The sequence below is a fragment of the Pseudomonas sp. DR48 genome (assembly GCF_019823085.1).
In the GTDB taxonomy this organism is placed as follows: domain Bacteria; phylum Pseudomonadota; class Gammaproteobacteria; order Pseudomonadales; family Pseudomonadaceae; genus Aquipseudomonas.
In genome coordinates this window covers 4,629,083-4,643,809 of record NZ_CP081946.1, presented here as the reverse complement: position 1 = coordinate 4,643,809, position 14,727 = coordinate 4,629,083, and the positions used below count along the sequence as shown (strand labels likewise).

At 62.0% G+C, this 14,727-nt stretch carries 17 protein-coding genes; all 17 read right to left on the bottom strand.

Translation table 11 applies throughout. The annotated features are described in order from the left end of the window. Positions 1–10 precede the first annotated feature (10 nt). On the bottom strand, positions 11–430 hold the full coding sequence (locus tag K5K95_RS21070) for a curli assembly protein CsgF (protein WP_222585921.1): 420 nt from the start codon (positions 428–430) through the stop codon (positions 11–13). After that, positions 427–819: a curli production assembly/transport protein CsgE gene (gene csgE, locus K5K95_RS21065; protein WP_222585920.1), complete on the bottom strand. Its 393-nt coding sequence runs from the start codon at positions 817–819 to the stop codon at positions 427–429. The genes K5K95_RS21070 and csgE overlap by 4 nt, the downstream gene beginning before the upstream one ends. Further along, positions 816–1,355: a type II secretion system GspH family protein gene (locus K5K95_RS21060; protein ID WP_222585919.1), complete on the bottom strand. Its 540-nt coding sequence runs from the start codon at positions 1,353–1,355 to the stop codon at positions 816–818. The genes csgE and K5K95_RS21060 overlap by 4 nt, the downstream gene beginning before the upstream one ends. Continuing rightward, positions 1,330–1,704: a type II secretion system protein gene (locus tag K5K95_RS21055; RefSeq protein WP_090182691.1), complete on the bottom strand. Its 375-nt coding sequence runs from the start codon at positions 1,702–1,704 to the stop codon at positions 1,330–1,332. Before K5K95_RS21055 ends, K5K95_RS21060 begins: the two co-directional genes overlap by 26 nt. A gap of 3 nt (positions 1,705–1,707) precedes the next feature. Next, a complete protein-coding gene (locus tag K5K95_RS21050) occupies positions 1,708–2,181 on the bottom strand; it encodes a type II secretion system protein (RefSeq protein WP_222585918.1) in 474 nt (157 codons plus the stop codon). A 2-nt stretch (positions 2,182–2,183) separates the two neighbouring features. Next, positions 2,184–4,019 carry a secretin N-terminal domain-containing protein gene (locus K5K95_RS21045; RefSeq protein WP_222585917.1) on the bottom strand — a complete coding sequence of 612 codons (1,836 nt, stop codon included), beginning with the start codon at positions 4,017–4,019 and terminating at the stop codon, positions 2,184–2,186. Further along, positions 4,016–4,534, bottom strand: coding sequence for a hypothetical protein (locus K5K95_RS21040; RefSeq protein WP_222585916.1), 519 nt, complete (start codon positions 4,532–4,534; stop codon positions 4,016–4,018). Before K5K95_RS21040 ends, K5K95_RS21045 begins: the two co-directional genes overlap by 4 nt. After that, positions 4,534–5,082 (bottom strand): type II secretion system protein M, encoded by a 549-nt coding sequence (locus K5K95_RS21035; RefSeq protein WP_222585915.1) that lies wholly within the window; start codon positions 5,080–5,082, stop codon positions 4,534–4,536. Before K5K95_RS21035 ends, K5K95_RS21040 begins: the two co-directional genes overlap by 1 nt. Continuing rightward, complete coding sequence (locus tag K5K95_RS21030) at positions 5,069–5,614, bottom strand: PilN domain-containing protein (RefSeq protein ID WP_222585914.1); 546 nt, start codon at positions 5,612–5,614, stop codon at positions 5,069–5,071. Before K5K95_RS21030 ends, K5K95_RS21035 begins: the two co-directional genes overlap by 14 nt. Before the next feature lies 1 nt (position 5,615). Next, on the bottom strand, positions 5,616–6,419 hold the full coding sequence (locus tag K5K95_RS21025; protein WP_222585913.1) for a hypothetical protein: 804 nt from the start codon (positions 6,417–6,419) through the stop codon (positions 5,616–5,618). Then, positions 6,400–8,106 carry a GspE/PulE family protein gene (locus K5K95_RS21020; RefSeq protein ID WP_222585912.1) on the bottom strand — a complete coding sequence of 569 codons (1,707 nt, stop codon included), beginning with the start codon at positions 8,104–8,106 and terminating at the stop codon, positions 6,400–6,402. The genes K5K95_RS21025 and K5K95_RS21020 overlap by 20 nt, the downstream gene beginning before the upstream one ends. Before the next feature lie 84 nt (positions 8,107–8,190). Beyond that, positions 8,191–8,724 (bottom strand): response regulator, encoded by a 534-nt coding sequence (locus K5K95_RS21015; RefSeq protein ID WP_222585911.1) that lies wholly within the window; start codon positions 8,722–8,724, stop codon positions 8,191–8,193. Between the two features lie 219 nt (positions 8,725–8,943). Then, complete coding sequence (locus tag K5K95_RS21010; RefSeq protein ID WP_222585910.1) at positions 8,944–9,897, bottom strand: peptidylprolyl isomerase; 954 nt, start codon at positions 9,895–9,897, stop codon at positions 8,944–8,946. Between the two features lie 14 nt (positions 9,898–9,911). Further along, positions 9,912–11,462, bottom strand: a complete 1,551-nt coding sequence (locus K5K95_RS21005; RefSeq protein WP_222585909.1) for an ABC transporter substrate-binding protein — start codon at positions 11,460–11,462, stop codon at positions 9,912–9,914. A gap of 9 nt (positions 11,463–11,471) precedes the next feature. Beyond that, on the bottom strand, positions 11,472–12,092 hold the full coding sequence (locus K5K95_RS21000) for an SCO family protein (RefSeq protein ID WP_222585908.1): 621 nt from the start codon (positions 12,090–12,092) through the stop codon (positions 11,472–11,474). Then, positions 12,089–12,745 carry an SCO family protein gene (locus tag K5K95_RS20995; protein ID WP_222585907.1) on the bottom strand — a complete coding sequence of 219 codons (657 nt, stop codon included), beginning with the start codon at positions 12,743–12,745 and terminating at the stop codon, positions 12,089–12,091. The genes K5K95_RS21000 and K5K95_RS20995 overlap by 4 nt, the downstream gene beginning before the upstream one ends. 13 nt (positions 12,746–12,758) lie before the next feature. Continuing rightward, on the bottom strand, positions 12,759–14,711 hold the full coding sequence (locus tag K5K95_RS20990; protein WP_222585906.1) for a cytochrome D1 domain-containing protein: 1,953 nt from the start codon (positions 14,709–14,711) through the stop codon (positions 12,759–12,761). Positions 14,712–14,727: the final 16 nt, after the last annotated feature.

The following is a 14,727-nucleotide window of genomic DNA, read 5'->3' as shown; positions in this document are numbered from 1 at the left end:
CGAATCCCCGTCAAGGGGCCAGGCCATTCACCTGGATTTCCGAAACTTCACCGCTCGCTCGGTCCGTGACTTCAATGGTCAGTGCACCCGAGTCGTCGACGACGTTGACAATAAAAGCGTCGGTGGACAGGCTCCCGGTATTGCCCGTGGAGATGTTGTCCAGCAGCTGCCCCAGCAACCGCGACTGCAACTGACTGGTGAAGCGCTCCAATGCCGACGTCCCGGCCGCCGTCGTGCGCTTCTTCAGGTCTGGATCGTCATAATCGTTTTGCGCCTGAGCGTTATTGAGCAGCCAGGTGCCGTTCAACGGGTTACCGCCAAACGAGGGGTTGACGGGGGTGTAGACCAGCTCCGTGGCCTGGACCAGAGCATGACTTGCGAGCCCCAGCAGCAAGCCAGCGGTGCACTGCAAGAACGGTTTCGTTTTCATAATTCGTCCCTCTCAAGGTCCGTCGTGTCCTGCAACAAGGTTTCCAGCTTGCGCTGCACAATCTGCCCGCGAACCCAGTCAGCGGCGTCATAGGCCTCGTCCTTGAGTTCCACGGTGTTCGGCGGCAGGAAGCGCCGATAAACCAGTCGTTGCTGATATTCCACGGTCACCAGGCTGCCCCAGCGCGCCGAAGGCCGTTCGCGCACCACCAGGTTGAAATCCATCGGGCTGGTGGCGCGCAGGCGTTCACTGAACGAGTAATAAAAGTCGTGGCCGATGTGCGAGATCGTGTCATCGACGATGAAGCCGAGCATCTCGTCCTCTTCACCGGCGCTGGCGAGCGTCGCCACACACGCCAGGACCATGGCCGCCAGCAACTGCCGGTTCATGGCGACAGCGCCTGGGGCAAGGTGGACTGGTTTTTCACCGGACCGGAAGTGCCGTCGAGGAAGGCTTTCTCGGCGACAAACTGCCAGTCCGTGTAGCTCGCCATGCCGGTGAAGTCCGACCACTGGCTGGGGAAATCCGTCTGCTTGAGCGGCAGGTCAGTGGACGGGCTGTTGAGTCCGGTGATACGTCCGTCGAAGCCGCGCATCAACGTCCATTCCCCGCCGCCGATCGGGTCCGGGTAGAGCTGGCGAATGTGATGTTTCGGGGTCGGAAAACGCTCGTCCTGCAACAGGTCTTCCAGCTCTTTGGGGTACTGCGCCAGCCCCGGCGAACTGCGGTAGTAGCTGCGCAATGCCTGGGCGTATTGAGTGCCGACCCACAGCAACTGACGTTCGCGATCCCGGCGCGCGGCGGTCGCCCACAACTCACCGGCACTGGCCAGGCCCATGCCCATCAACATGATCAGAAACAGCACGCCCAGGTAGGTGAACCCGGCCTCGCCAGACGGCTTACCACTCGGAGTAAAGGCTGCCATCACGCGCCCTCCCTGTGGCACCGCTTTTGATATCGGCCACCCCGCCCGCCACGCCGTCAGGTGGCGCGACCAGCACCCAGGTGTCCTTGCGTTCGGCAATCGGGTCCGTCGGCGGGTTGCGCAGGTAACGCTGCTCCACCAGTTGTTCCAGGGAATCGGGGTAGCGCCCGGTGTCGCCGTAGTAGTGATCCAGGGCTTCGCGCATGGCCGACAGGCTCTGGCGCAGCGTGGTTTCCTTGGAGGCCTCGAGGCTGTTGAAATAGCGCGGCAAGGCAATGGTCATCAAGGTTGCGATGATTGCCATGACCACCATCAGTTCCAGCAAGGTAAAACCCTTTTGCCGACGCATGATTCACCACTCCCGGTAGGCGATGCCGTTGAGACCCTTGCCGCGCGCATGGGAATAAACGTCGAAGACGTCTTCGCCATCACGCGGGTTTTCAGCCGTGCTGTCGTAGGAGCGCAAGCCCCAGCCACCGTTGTCGTCACGCTTGACCGGTGTCAGCGGGTCATGCGGCAAGCGCCGTAGAAAGTAGAACTTGGCGCCCTTGGCGCTGCGCACATCACGCACGCCTTCGACCAGCACTTTCAGGTTCGGCGGATAGCCGCTGCTTTCCAGCGACTTCTCGATGTAACCGGCGTCGAAAGCGCGTTTGTAGGCGTCGATGGCGTCGCGGATCTGGTACAGCGCCGTGCGCAATTCCTGCTCTTTGCCCCGGCGCACCACGGTCTCGGTCAGCGGCGCGGCCATGCCGGCCAGCAGGCCGATCAGGGCCAGCGTCACCACGACTTCAATCAGGGTAAAACCACGTTGCGAGGCGTTCATGATCAGCGTTTCTCAACGACGACAGTGGTCGTGGCCGAAGCCACTGGCCGATCGATGTGTTCATTCTGGATCGGTGTTTCCATCTGCCGGTCCGGCGCCTGGATGTGCATGCTGGTTTCAGTGCCGGTGGTGAACTCCATGTCCGACGGGCTCTGGTACGGCAGGTTGCGCACGACGCGCGGCGTGATCGACAGCACCAGTTCGGACTTGCCGACGGTGTCCTTGTTGCTGCCGAACAGACGGCCCAGGCCAGGGATGTCGCCAAGGCCCGGAATCTTGTTACCCGTGGCGCCGTGGTCGTTGCGCATCAGGCCGGCGAGGATCTGGGTTTCGCCGTCATGCAGGCGCAGCGTGGTCTGGGCGTTGCGGGTGTCGACCTGAACCGGAATCGTGCCCTGGCGGGTCGGTTCCAGCGGCGTGGCGTTACTGACTTCAAGGGCGATCTTGATCGCCACTTCGTTGTTCAGGTGCACGGTCGGCTGCACTTCCAGTTTAAGACCGACGTCCAGGTAGGTAACGCTTTCGGTGATGACCGGGCCCTGGGTCGAAGGCACCGAGGTGGCGCTGATGATCGGCACACGCTGACCGATGTGGATGCGCGCCTGCTCGCGGTTGCTGACGCGAATGACCGGGCTGGCCAGGGTGTTGATGTCGTTGTCCTGCGCGTTGATCTTGGCCTGGGGCGACGGCGAAATAGTGATCCGGCTGGAGTTGATGCCTTTGAGTTGATCGAGCAGCGTCACGGCCGAGCCGTCGCTGTTGACCACGCCGAAGGTGTTTGGCCATTGCAGCCCGAGGTCGAGAATCCGTTGCGTGGCGACTTCCATCACCTCCACTTCCAGAACCACTTCGGGGTTGGACTGGTCCTGTGATTGCAAGAGTTTTTCGGCCATGCGCACGGCGTCTTCGGTGTCGCGCATGGTCAATGTGTTGAGGCGCTCATCGACGAACACATCGCGGGTCTTGAGCATGGTTTTGATCATGTTCAACGCGGTGTTGGCGTCGATGCTGGTCAGGTAGAACGTGCGCATCACCAGCTCTTGATAGTCCTTGAGCTTTTGCGGCGAGTCGGGGTAGATCAGCAAGGTGTTTTCATTCACCACTTTCTGATGCAGCTGGTTCTGTTGCAGCAGCAGTTCCACAGCGTCTTCGATGCGCACGTCACGCACGAAGATGGTGGCTTTCATGTCCGGGCGCAGGTCCTTGTCGAAGATGAAATTCAAACCGGCAACCTGGGACAGCACTTCGAAAATGGTTTTGAGGTTGGCGTCGCGAAATTCCAGGGTCACCGGCCGGTCCAGGCGAGTGCGCAGTTGCGGATACGGAATCACGTTGCGGCTTTGCACCAGGCGGATATTGCCTTGCAACTCCAGGGCGCCGTCATTCTTGGGGTCCAGTTCGAGGATCTGTTTGACCTGGCGGTCGGCACCGTAGATGTCGCCGCGACGCAGGTCGCCCCGGGCCAGTTCGAGTTTGTCATCCAGGCTGCGCATGTGCTCCAGCTGGCGCAGGCCATCCTGGGCCCGGCGGTTGTTCGGCTCCAGGGTCAACACCCGGCCATAGGTCAGGCGGGCAGAGGCGAAATCACGTTGGGCGCGGTCCATTTCGGCCTGGGTCAACAACGCTGTCACCGCACGGGCACGGCCGCTGGTCAGGGCCAGGTGCAGTTCGGTGTCGCGAGGATTTTCCTTGAGCCCTTCCTGGATACGCGCCAGGCCGGCTTCGTATTGACCCGACTCCATCAGGTCTGTCCCTTCCTGCTTGGCAACCTGCGCCGAGCTGCACGCAGCCAGCCCTGCACACATGCAAAGGTTCATCAGCAAACGGGATCTGTTCATTGCGCGCTCCCCACAGACAATGTCTGGGACAAATGCAGAGGCAAATAGACAAAGCGGAGTTCCACATCGGAAATCCCCTCGATCCGCCAGGTGTCGTCGATCACATCCCCTTTGCGTACGACGTATATTTTTTCGCCGTTCTGCAAAAACACTTGCAGGTCGGCACGATCATCAAGCTTGCCAATGAACTGGAAAGGCATCGGCGGCGCACTGGGGACTTGCACCACCGGGGTCTGGTTAACGGGTTGTTCGTTGACGCTGGCCAGTGTCGGTGCCGCTTTCCAGCTGCGGGCGGCGAACAGATCGCCCGACGGGCTCAGGTCTTTGATCACGGTCGGTTTGTCACTGGCCGTAGTAGCCGGCAACGTGCCACGGGTTTTGCTTTTAGCCGGCGTTACGCTGGTAGCGACCACCGCATCGCCTTGCTCCGAGGGCATGAAGTAATCAGGCCCCCAGGTCAGCGCTGCCGATACGCCGAAGAACGCCACCCAACCCACTACGCGTTTGGTGTTCATCATGACCTCGACAGGTAAAGGGTCATGCGGATCCGCCCGGTCAGGTCGGTGTCGGCGATTTTTTTACGCTGGAACTCCACGTCCTCCAACACCACGGCCGGCAACTGGCCGAGCAAGGCGTGCAGGAAGCGCCGCAGTTGCGGGTAGCTGCCACGCACCGGCAGCAGAATCTGATAACGCGCCAGGTGGGTCTTGGGGTCGACGCCCAGCGAATATTCACCGCGGGCCAAGGTGATGTGTTCCTGGGCCGCCAGCGCGTAGATCTTGTCGATGGCTACAGTGGCTTGTGGCTGCGACGGTAACTTGCTGCGGAAGTCATCGAGCTGACGTTGCGGCACCACCGGAGCGGCGACGCTGCCGTCTTCGACCTTGGCCAGGTACTCGCCGGCTTCGCGGGTCTGCTGGGTAAGGGTTTGCAACGAACTCCAGTCAGGCATCAGGCCACCCAGGGCCCAGACCAGTGCCAGCAACAGCATCGCCAATCCGGCCACGCCGGGCACACCCAGGCCTTGCAGGTATTCGTGGACGATCAATCTAGAGATTCGCATCGCCGATCTCCCAGTTAGCTGACAGGTTGAATAGCACCGGTTGTTCAGGGGACTTCACAACAATTTCATGGCTGAGCAGCGACACATCCGACAGCTCATCGCTGGCTTCCAGGCGACGATGGAAGTCGAGCATCGCTTCCAGGTCACGCGCTTCGGCGCTGATGCGCACCTGACCTTTGCGGGCATCCGGGGTCAGGCTCAGCAAGGCAATGTTGTCGCGTGGCATGGCTTCGAGCATGGCGAACAGGCGTTCCCAGGGCCGGCGCAGTTGCTGCGAGACTTTGCGCATCTCCGCCAGGTTCTGCGCCTGCTCACGGGTTTCAGCCGGGGTCAGGGTGGAAGAGGCGCCGGTGTCGCCGGTCAGGACGCGTTGGGCGTGCTGCAAATGGCCTTGCTGTTGCGAGGCCTGTTCGGTGACATGCTGTTGCGCGATGAAGCAGCTCATCACCAACACCACGCCGCCGGCCAGCAGGCTCCAGCCCAATGGGCCCGAGCGGCGGCGTGGCTGGAAGTCGAGCGTCAGGGCGCGCATGTCAGGCCACCGCCCGGGACATGACGTACAAGCTATCGCGTACGCCAGTCCGGTCCTCTTCAAGGGTGCGCAGGTGCACACCGGGTACGTCAGGCTGCACATCGATGCGAGCTGGCGCGTGCAGGTAAATGTTCAGCGGCCGCTCGCTGGTGGAGGCTTGCAACTGGCTTTCACGGCCGATCAATGCGCTGAGTGCAGCGTCGCTGTCGTTGCTGCCGACCGAGCGCACCGAAGTCCAGCGCCCTTCCCTCGCCAGCAGCAACACACTGCGCACCGGCTCAGCCACCACGAACAGGAAGTCGCCGGCATCGAGGCTTTTATCGAAGTGATTGAATGCTGCCATCAGGTACGGTTGCACCGAGCGCAGACGCAGGCCGCGACCGCTGACCAGGCTGCGCAGGCGTGCCAGCAAGTCTTCGGGCAACGCGGTGGCGATCCGGTCGTAACCCGCAGGCTCAGCCGACAGGACCATGCTCCAGGGTTGCGTCGGTGCGCCGTAAAGGTCTTCGAAACACAGCTGGGCAAACCCGAGCAATTCGTCGGGGCTGCTGATCTGTTCGCTCCAGGGCACCAGGCAGAAGCGGCTGAAGTGACCGGAGATCACCACGCTCAATTCGGCACCGGCGGGGGCGTGTTCGCCCAGCAAGCGGTCGAGGGTTTCGAGGGCGACGGCCCAGGCATGGAAGCCTTCGTCGATAAAGCCGACGCTGCCCAGCCACAGGGTTTCACTGCCCTTGCGCTGACCGAGGCCGACACCACTGGCGCCGAGCACGGCGACATAACGATCACGAGACAAAAGTGACACGATTGATCTCCTCGAGCGTGGTCCGCCCCTCTGCAACCAGTTCCAGCGCCGACTCGCGCAGCAGGCGCAAGCCACGTTTGCAGGCGTGTGCCTTGATTTTCGAAATGGGTTGGCGCTCGACGATCATCTGCCGCAGCTCGTCGTCCAGGTGCAGCAGTTCGGCAATCGCGGTACGCCCGCGATAGCCAGTGCCGCGGCAATGGCCGCAGCCTTTGCCATGGACGAAGTGGAAATGGTCGACGTTTTGCGGGTCGAGGCCGGATTGGCGCAGCTCTTCATCGCTCGGATTGCTCGGCGCGCTGCAACTGCTGCAGACCAGCCGGATCAGCCGTTGGGCCAGCACGGCGTTGAGGGCCGAGACGAGGCTGTAGGGGTCGATTTCCATCTGGGTGAACCGGCCGATCACGTCGAACACGTTGTTGGCGTGAATGGTGGTGAACACCAGGTGCCCGGTCAGCGCCGACTGCACGGCGATCTGCGCCGTATCGGGGTCGCGGATTTCACCGACCATGATTTTGTCCGGGTCATGGCGCAGGATCGAGCGCAGGCCACGGGCGAAGGTCAGGCCTTTCTTTTCATTGACCGGAATTTGCAGGACGCCAGGCAGTTGATATTCCACCGGGTCTTCGATGGTGATGATCTTGTCCACGCCATGGTTGATCTCGGTGATCATCGCGTACAGCGTGGTGGTCTTGCCGCTGCCGGTCGGCCCGGTCACCAGCACCATGCCGTAGGGTTCGGCCGCAAGCCGGCGCAGCGCACGCAGGGTTTCTTCCTCAAAGCCCAGGGCCTGCAATTGCACGCCACTGACCTTGTCCGCCAGGTCCTGTTTGTCGAGGACCCGCAACACCGCGTCTTCGCCAAAAATACTCGGCATGATCGACACCCGAAAGTCGATCTGCCGGCCGCTGATGCCGATCTTGAAGCGGCCGTCCTGGGGCACGCGCTTTTCGCCGATATCGAGTTCGGCCATGACTTTGACCCGGGAAATCACCTGCTCGGCGAACTCGCTGCCCTGGATCTTGCTGATGTTGTTGAGCACGCCATCGATCCGGTACTTGATCACCAGGCCGCTGCCGGTGGTGCCCAGGTGGATGTCGCTGGCGTGCATTTTCAGCGCGTCGTAGAGGGTCGAGTTGACCAGTTTGACGACGACGCTGGCGTCTTCGCTGATGCTGGTCAGGGACAGGCTTTGCAGGGTATCGGTTTCGACGCTGGCGTCGGCCTGGGCGTTGAGCGATTCCACCGCGTGGAAGCTCTCTTCGTGACGAGCCAGGTAGGCTTTGAGGTCGTCGGCATGCACCAGATACAGCGGCGCACCGTGCAGGCAGTCATCGATCCAGGCCAGGCGCGTGGTGTCGAAGGGGTCGGCAAACACGCCGATGACGGCATCGTCGTGACGCAGCAGGATGAATTCGCGTTTGAGGCATTGGGCCAGGGTGACCCGGTCGAACACCGGGGTGGCCTTGAACAGCGTGTCGGTGTCGAGCACCGGATAATGCAGGGTTGCGCCCAGGCACTGGATGAAGGGCATGGGGGCCAGTTCGCACAACACCCCGAGGGCTTCCAGGACCCGTTCCCCGGAACTGGTCGCCCTGGCCCGGGCCTGGGCCAGTTGTTCACTGGTAAAACGGGACGGTACACATTCCAACAGCGCCGGTTCTACGGCAAGGGATAGACGGTCCATGGCTTGCTCTCCAACGCCGGGGGCTTTGAGCCCTGTCGACGCGGCGAGCAATTTCGGTGGAGGCCGGAACCGCTTGTCGCGCCACTACTCCCCGGTGAGCAATTGTTCGTCGTCTGGTGCCATGGAGGTCGATGTGCTTCGTCGACGATCTGCCAGCACCCAACTGCCGTCGTACAACTGCAGCGGGAAACTTTCGGTCCTGCTCTGGCGTCGTTCGACGAATCCTTCGGATTGGCTTGCGCCTGCCCGGCGTTCGCGCTGCATCCCTAAAAGGTCACAGACTGCTCGGGCCAATTCCGCCATCGGAAACGGTTTGAACAGGATATGGCTGACTCCCAGTTCCCGGGCCCGCTCACAGACTTCAGCGGTGGGGTGCCCGGTAATCAGCACAAAATGACACTTCCTGTTCTGGCGGACGGCATCGAGCACCTGAAAGCCTTCCATATCGGGCAAGCGGTAATCGAACACCATCACATCGGGTTCAAAACGTTCGGCTTCGCCAATCGCTTCGTAACCGCTGTGCGCTATCCGGACGTTCAGCGCTTGCGCCTGCAGGTAATCCTGGAGGTTTTGTGCAAGGAGCTGTTCGTCTTCAACAACCAGTACTTTGTTTAACAAGGTGGACTCCTTGAAACCGCAGGTCCGATATTCGTGCCTGGGAGTACGCGCCTTGATTAGGCTAACGCACACTTCATGCCAGGCTGAGCGCCGGTTTTCGACCGATACAACCTATTGATTTTCGTGGAAAAAACTTTTATCTCAGGAACTCCATCCCCCAAAGGCGGGGAAGCACTCGGAATTGCCCCTGAAGCTTTCCCCACATTTGGGGGGAAACCTTCAATCATCGTCAATCCGCTCGATTCGATTGCTCGATCGAAGCGTCGCCAACACCTGGAGACGAGCCTGAGCGTTTTGCTGTCGGGCGAGGTAAGCCCGAACCATCTCAAGTCCCTGAACTTCTGAGACATCGGCTGCCTCCTGGTGGTTCTGTAGGTAGATCAAATGCCAGCCTAACGGCGTACGCACCGGTGCGCTGACCTCGCCGGGGGCCAGGGCAAACGCTGCGGCGTCAAACGCCGGCATCATGCGTCCGCGAGGAAAATAGCCCAGATCTCCGCCGACCGCTGCCGTCGTATCTTCGGAACCGGTACGGGCCACGCTGGCGAAGTCTTCGCCCTGAGTGACTTTCACACGCATCTCCTCTAAGCGTAGCCGGGCGGCTTCAACTGTGGCGGCATCGGCCCCCTGAGGCACCTTGATCAAAATGTGCCGCGCCTGGACCTGTTCGGGGCGGCTCATTTCAGCGCGATGCTCCTCAAAGAAAGCACGGACCTGTTGTTCATCCGGCGCCGCCACCCGGACCAGATCGGCAAACACCTGCTGCGCGGCCAGCTCGCGGCGGGTGTACTCGGTAAAACCGGCCTCGTCGAAACCGGCATCGGCAAGACGGCGGGTGAACACCTCGGCACCGCCGATGGCCTGGCGAGTCTGGTCGATCTGGTTTTGCACCACCTCGTCACTGATCACCACCCCGCGCTTGAGCGCTTCCTGCCACAACAACTCCTTGTCGATCAGGGCGTCCAGGGCTTTCTGGCGCAATTGTTTGTACGCCTTGGGACTGCGAATGCTGGCCACTGCCCGCCCCTGGTCCTCCAGGAATTCGGCGAAATAGCGCTCCAGGCGGAACTCGGAAATTTCCTCGCCATTGACCCGTGCGGCAGCCGGACCGTTATTGCACAACGCTACGGGGACCCACATCGTGAGCAGGATCAACAAAGCCTTGAGTTTCATTGTCAGGCCTCCAGTCAGGGTGTCGCGGCAATGGGTTTATAAGGGGCCACCAGATAGAAGCGATGGTCGGGCAAATCGACGGTGACGATATGGGCACCGTTCAAGCCCAGCCGCCGCCCCGGTCCGAAGCTGATCAGCGGAGTCAGCCCGGTGTCGAAATCGTGCAAGCCTTCCAGGGCGTTGATCAGCTTCTCGCGGCTGGCGTCGCGGCCGGCCTGCTTCATACCTTCACTCAACAGCAGCATCGAACTGTAGGCGCCGACTTGCAGCACCGCGTGCTCACCGCCGAGCCCCTGGTGTTCGCGCAATTGCGTCAACGCCAGGCGTCCGGCCAGCGTCCAGTCACTGGGCACGAACGGATACGCCAGAAACACCCGCCGGGAAAAATCACTGGGCACCTGAAACAGATCGCCGGCGACCTGATTCGACGCTGCGAACAGGTACGGCACCTGACCCGCCGTCTGCAAGCGCTCGGCCAGTCGGCTGAAACCGCCGCTGCTGCCCAGGTAGAACACCGAGCGCGAGCCCAATGGCAGTTCGTCCTGCGCGGAGTTGTAGGGTTGCAGCCGCACTTGCTGCCACGCATGGTCTTGCAGGTATTGGCCGAGGGTCTGCGCCGCCAGGCGTTGGCTTGGCTCGTCCGGGTAAGTGATCAACGTCGGTCCCTGAAGCACGCGCAAACTGCTGGTGGCGTAGTCGGCCAGGGCGAACAGTTGCTCGCGCAAGCCTGGCAGCGGTTCGAAAATCTGCCGACTGGCCTGGGGCGAGCCCTGCAGCGACAGCGGCCCGATCAGTGGAACGCCGGCGCTTTCCAGGCGCTCGACCAGTTCCGTGTCGAGCGCCGGCGCCAGCGGCGCGATCAGGGCGAATACCTGTTCCTGCCCGATCAAGCGCTCCAGCGCCTGCTCGGCACTGGCACGATCGGGCCCGGGGTCGAGGATGGTCAGGCGCAATTGCCGGCCATGAATGCCCCCCGCCTCATTGATCCGCGCCACGCAGCCCCTGAGCACCGCCGCCACCGTGGCGCCCTCTTCACTCAACGGCCCCTGGCGCGGCAACAAGGTACCCAGGTGCAAACTGTCGGCGCTCAGGCCGGGATCAAGATCATCGGCCACACGCTTGAGATAGGCCGTGAGGTTGCGCTGATCATTCATCGACAGCACAAACCGCGGCATGGCCGGGTCCAGTCGATTGTTGGCCGAGTCGCGCCCCTCCTGGATCGCACGGGCCAACGTGCCCTCGGTGTAGGCCGGGTAATCGCGGCCATTGACCTGCTGCTGACCGTATCTGCTGGACAGACGCGACCAGCTGATGTCCGGTGGCCTGACCCCGCCCTCGGGACGTCCCTGGCCGTCGTCGCCGTGACAATTGGCGCACGGCAGGCTGGTGGCGGGCAGCAGCATATCCGCCGCACCGACCCTGGCCATGATCGGCTCACCGCTCGCCGACACCCCTTCGCGGTACAGCCGTTTACCGGCACTTTCGCTGGGGCTCAGCGACAACGCATGGGCGGCAAGGCTGATTCCGCCAAGGAGGAGCAGGCCGAGGACGAGGGACGTTTTCATGGCCCGGACTCAACGACCGGCCACGGGCATTGTCAGCAACTGCAAGCGCTGGGCAATGGCGGCAGCTGGCGCATCGGGACGGATCTTGCTCCAGCGTTTGTTGGCCACGTCACCCACGATCAACTGTGTTGAATGCTGCTCGGGGGTCGGCACGATCTGGCCGATGCGCCCCAGTACAAGGTCCATTTGTGCCTTGTCGCCGGTAAGAAAAAGCCAGTGAGGACCATCGACGCCCTGCTTCAAGGTGTAAGCCTTGAGCACCGCTGGCCTGTCCTGCAGCGGATCACTGGTAAGGGAAATAAAGGTGATGCCATCGGCCTTGTCGCCCAGCAACTCACGCACTTCCTTGAGTTTGCGGGTGATCAGCGGGCAGGCATCGGTGCAACTGGTGTAAATCACGTTCAGCAGCACCACGCGGTTTTGCAGCGCATCGCTGTAGAAGCGCAGGGTGTTGCCGTTCTGGTCCTGCAACGGGGTGTCGGTGAACCAGGTTTTCGCATCATGGGTGCCGGTCGCCGGTGGTGCAGCCGCGACAGCCGGCGCGGGTTCTGCGTGTTCTTCATGGGAAAAGGCCAGGAAGCTGATCACGCAAAAACACATGGTAAGGAAGATCAACGCGAGCGCTTTCATGGCTGTTGCTCCATGGCTATGGCGGTGTGCTTGGCGTGGGCGTTGCGCTGGCCGCTGAGTTTCTCGACTTGGCGGGTCAGCACAGCCGGATCGGTGAAGCCGTAATAGCGGGTCCAGTGGCGGCTGTTGCCGTCGCCGACGAGGATCAATGGCTGGTGGCTTTTGAAGTCACCGCTGAAGGTGCCGAGGCCCTTGAGGGTTTCGTTGATCGATTGCGCGCTGCCGGTCAGCCAGCTCCAGCCCGGGCCGTTCTGGAAGCTGCGTGCGTAATCGTTCAGGCGCTTGGCGTCATCGCGCTGCGGGTCGATGCTGATCGACACCAGTTGCACTTCACCGCCGACCCGCGCGCCAAGCTGTTTCTGCACTTTGCCCATGATCGAGGACACCACCGGGCACACCGTGGTGCAGCTGGTGTAGATGAAGCTCATGACCACGATCTTGTTGGTCACCAGGTCCTTTTCAAGACGCACCGCTTTACCGTTCTGGTCCACCAGTGCGACGTCGGCGAATTTGACCTGGGCGCTTTCCGACGTCGCGCTCTTGGCCGGCATGTCGTGCCCGGAATGCTCATCCGCCGAGTGCGCCAGGGCTTGACCGATACCGACGGCCAACAGGCAGAACGTCAGCAGCCCACGGTGTGCGAATCGCTTCATGTCGGTTTCCTCTTCAGTGGGCATCGCCGGGCAACACCCGAACGCTGGCAAAGGTCGTGTCATCGAAATTCGCGCCCAGGGACGCCGCACGCACGTGCAGGTACCAGGCGCCGTTCTGGTCGAGGTTCACCGGGGCTTCGTAAATGCCGTTGCCCACTTCCAGCGCGGCAACCTGCTGGGCCCGGGACGTCGGGGCGCGGAAATAGCGCACTTGAACGTCCTTGACCCCGATGCGCTGCACTTTCTGTTTGCCTTCGATGATGCGAAAGCGCACCACGTAGGGATTGCCGAGGGCCGCGGTGGACTTGTCGAGCATGAACTCCACTTTCGGCACGCCTGCGTGCTGTTGAAGGTTCTTGTCCGGCTCCACCAGCGCCGTGAAGCAATGGATAATGTTCGGCTGGTTGAGCAGGAACGCCACGTCAAAGCGCCCCGCTGCCGGCAGCTTGATCCGCGCGCTGTACAGCCCCGGCTCGACCTCGCGCAGGCTGCGGTCGATGACCATCGCCGCGCGCGCCACTTGCCCGCGATTGGGGTAACCGGACATCGGCGCGTTCATGCCTTCGGCGTAGAAATAGGTGGTGTTGTCCACCGGGTTGACCACGAACACCGCGTTGTCATCGCGCGACACTGCCAGGCTCGAAGCCAGTGGCAAATCACCGGCCAGCCGTGGCGCCTGAGGCCCGGCTTCAAAACCCTGGCTGATCGGCGTGCGACCGGCTCCGAGAGAGGACAGGTTGATCATCGTGACCTTGGCCGAGGCCAGGCCGCGCACATAGGCATACGCCTTGGTGAACACCACTTGGTAGGGTTCGGCGGACACGTCCAGTTCATGGATCAGCGAATCGGTGGCTGCATCGATCACCGCCACCTGGTTTTCCAGGGTGTTGAGGACGATGCCGAAACGCCCGTCGGCGCTGAAACCCATCGGGCCCAGGCCCTGCTTCATCTTGATCACCCGGCGCACGGCCAGGCTGCTGGTGTCGACCACGGTGACGGTGCCATCCTTGCCATCGGCGACATAAATCGCCTGGGACAGCGGCGAGTACGCCACCGACAGCGGGTGCGAACCGGTCTTGAGCTGCTTGCTCAGGGTCAGGCTGGCAATCTCGATAATGCTCAGTGTGCCGTCGTCGCGGTTACTGACGAAGGCGTAACGGCTGTCTTTGCTGAAGGCGATTTCATGGTGCCCGGCACCGGTGGCCAGGTGTTTAAGCGGCTTGAGGCTGCGCGCGTCGATCACCGTGACGCCGGATTCCTCGACGGTTTTGGCATTGTTGCCCACCCACAGCAGGCGCTCGTCCGGCTGCAAGGCCACGCGCACCGGGTTGCTGCCGGCGGCGACAGAGTCGAGCAACTTGAATTGTGCGCTGTCGATCACCGCGATTTCATTGGCCGTCGGCATGGAAACGAACACCCTTTTGTTGTCCTTCGGGGTGACCCAATCCATCGGTGGCTGCTTGATGTCGATGCGTGCCAGTGTGCTGGTGATGCCGCCTACCGAGACCGAGGGGTCAACCACCGAAACGCTGGCGTCGCGGTTCATCACTAGCAGGAAGTAGCTGTTGAGGTCGAGCATCGGCCGTGCACCGATGCTCGATTTGAGGAACACCCCGACCCGTGCCTTGCAGCTTTGTTCACGGCCCTGGGCCTGGTCGGCGGCGACGGTTTCCGGGTCGAGCCAGGCGCCGGGGTTCACCCCCGACAACGGCTGGCCCGAGGCACTGTCGGTGACCCGGAACTGCACATCGGCAAACTCGCCTTCACGCAACACGCCGTCTTTGGCCAGTGGCTTGACCTCGAGCGCCACCGACACACCGTCACGGGAGAGGTTCTGAGCGCTCCAGGTGTCCGGCAGGGCAACCTCGCTCAGCATGCTTGGCGGCGCGGTGCGCCAGACGCCGAAGCTGATGAGCGCCACCGCAACGACCAGTAAGCCAACGCTGGTTTTGATGGTCCTGTTCATACAAACCTCCCCTTAC

What these genes read in the sequence shown, in the direction of transcription:
- K5K95_RS21010 (WP_222585910.1), bottom strand. Translation starts at nt 9,897, where the DNA reads ATGAAACTCAAGGCTTTGTTGATCCTGCTCACGATGTGGGTCCCCGTA.
- K5K95_RS21070 (WP_222585921.1), bottom strand. Translation starts at nt 430, where the DNA reads ATGAAAACGAAACCGTTCTTGCAGTGCACCGCTGGCTTGCTGCTGGGG.
- K5K95_RS21000 (WP_222585908.1), bottom strand. Translation starts at nt 12,092, where the DNA reads ATGAAAGCGCTCGCGTTGATCTTCCTTACCATGTGTTTTTGCGTGATC.
- K5K95_RS21005 (WP_222585909.1), bottom strand. Translation starts at nt 11,462, where the DNA reads ATGAAAACGTCCCTCGTCCTCGGCCTGCTCCTCCTTGGCGGAATCAGC.
- K5K95_RS21020 (WP_222585912.1), bottom strand. Translation starts at nt 8,106, where the DNA reads ATGGACCGTCTATCCCTTGCCGTAGAACCGGCGCTGTTGGAATGTGTA.
- K5K95_RS21030 (WP_222585914.1), bottom strand. Translation starts at nt 5,614, where the DNA reads ATGCGCGCCCTGACGCTCGACTTCCAGCCACGCCGCCGCTCGGGCCCA.
- K5K95_RS21060 (WP_222585919.1), bottom strand. Translation starts at nt 1,355, where the DNA reads ATGGCAGCCTTTACTCCGAGTGGTAAGCCGTCTGGCGAGGCCGGGTTC.
- K5K95_RS20990 (WP_222585906.1), bottom strand. Translation starts at nt 14,711, where the DNA reads ATGAACAGGACCATCAAAACCAGCGTTGGCTTACTGGTCGTTGCGGTG.
- K5K95_RS21045 (WP_222585917.1), bottom strand. Translation starts at nt 4,019, where the DNA reads ATGAACAGATCCCGTTTGCTGATGAACCTTTGCATGTGTGCAGGGCTG.
- K5K95_RS21040 (WP_222585916.1), bottom strand. Translation starts at nt 4,534, where the DNA reads ATGAACACCAAACGCGTAGTGGGTTGGGTGGCGTTCTTCGGCGTATCG.
- K5K95_RS21055 (WP_090182691.1), bottom strand. Translation starts at nt 1,704, where the DNA reads ATGCGTCGGCAAAAGGGTTTTACCTTGCTGGAACTGATGGTGGTCATG.
- K5K95_RS21050 (WP_222585918.1), bottom strand. Translation starts at nt 2,181, where the DNA reads ATGAACGCCTCGCAACGTGGTTTTACCCTGATTGAAGTCGTGGTGACG.
- csgE (WP_222585920.1), bottom strand. Translation starts at nt 819, where the DNA reads ATGAACCGGCAGTTGCTGGCGGCCATGGTCCTGGCGTGTGTGGCGACG.
- K5K95_RS21035 (WP_222585915.1), bottom strand. Translation starts at nt 5,082, where the DNA reads ATGCGAATCTCTAGATTGATCGTCCACGAATACCTGCAAGGCCTGGGT.
- K5K95_RS20995 (WP_222585907.1), bottom strand. Translation starts at nt 12,745, where the DNA reads ATGAAGCGATTCGCACACCGTGGGCTGCTGACGTTCTGCCTGTTGGCC.